Annotated in this window: 3 protein-coding genes; all 3 read right to left on the bottom strand. The window is 48.3% G+C overall.

Annotated elements, in window-relative coordinates:
- A partial coding sequence (locus WH277_RS01670) for a motility-associated protein (protein ID WP_339504009.1) occupies positions 1 to 156 on the bottom strand: 156 nt, incomplete at its 3' end.
- An 11-nt stretch (positions 157 to 167) separates the two neighbouring features.
- The gene (locus WH277_RS01665; protein ID WP_339456209.1) at positions 168 to 863 is read right to left on the bottom strand and encodes a FliA/WhiG family RNA polymerase sigma factor; all 696 of its coding nucleotides are present in this window, start codon (positions 861 to 863) and stop codon (positions 168 to 170) included.
- A gap of 9 nt (positions 864 to 872) precedes the next feature.
- A partial coding sequence (locus tag WH277_RS01660) for a flagellar basal body-associated FliL family protein (protein ID WP_339504007.1) occupies positions 873 to 1,206 on the bottom strand: 334 nt, incomplete at its 5' end.

Here is a 1,206-nt window from a genome sequence, read left to right as displayed (position 1 = left end):
ATGTTTTGGGTTGGCAATGACCATAGCGCCCGCCCCTGCGCCGAGAATGATGATCAACTCACCTGGCTGCCAGAATGATGCAATATGGCCACCAGACATCATATATCCACCAATCACACAGCCCAGCACGACGATTAATCCAATAAGTTTCTGCATTTCTTTTCCATTTAAAAAAAGACTTTAATCTTTTCGCTAATCTTTTTATTCAGCTGACACACCCGCGCTTCAGTGATATCCAAAACTAAAGCGATCTCTTTCAGGCTGATTCCCTGTTGGTAATACAGATTGATAATGGTACGTTCACGCTCATCCAAACTGTGTAACGCCAGTGCCAGCGTACGCTGAATATCAACTTCTTCTTCAAGCTCACGTCCGGCAAAAGCCGTATTTTGCGCCCCCCCCTCAACGGACAAGATCTCATCCAGACTTTCGATGGCACAGGCTGATTCCAGTAGCTGATATTCCTGCCATTCTTCTTGGCTCAACGCCAGCTGATGACATGCCTCTTCATCCGTCGGCTCACGCCCCAGGCTCCGCGTCACTTCACGCAGGGCATGATTGATTTTGTGCGTCTTTTGACGAAGAGTACGCGGGCGCCAGTCATGCTGACGGAATTGATCCAATACCGCGCCACGTACGCGCTGCATCGCATAACCCGCGAAGTGATCATCAGGTTTACCATAGCGCCGCAGCGACTCCAGCAACCCCATCAGGGCGACCTGTTCAATATCATCGCGGTCCATCATGCCGTTAGCCTGCCAAGCAAGTTGACGGACAATTTTTTTCACCAGAGGAAGCCACTGCTGCATAAAATGGCTTTCTTCGACGGGTGACAACGCCGTAATATCAATAAAAGTACTCATAGCAAAAAATCACTGGAAGACCATTTTAGAAATGGTCACATCGTCAAAAGGAATAGTGACACCGATATTGTGGAATGCAGACTGATAGCGCTTCATCATCAGGCTACGCAACGCCTGCACCGACATGCCACGCACCTCGTTGTAATCCATTGATGTGAGCATATCGACAGCAATTCCTTTAATCTTAGGAAGCAGATTTTCCGCCCTCTGAGCCTGAAGCTCATCCGTCGTCGTCAGGGCCAAATCCAGCAGAAGATAGCGCTCTTTCAATGAATTGCTTCTCAGGGTGATCACCAGGTTTTTAATTTCAACAAACTGCAGAACTTTCTCTTCCTCTGGAGAA

It is taken from the genome of Erwinia sp. MYb416 (assembly GCF_037479575.1).
In the GTDB taxonomy this organism is placed as follows: domain Bacteria; phylum Pseudomonadota; class Gammaproteobacteria; order Enterobacterales; family Enterobacteriaceae; genus Erwinia; species Erwinia rhapontici.
The sequence above is the reverse complement of the archived record's forward strand: the minus strand, read 5'-3'. Positions and strand labels throughout refer to the sequence as shown.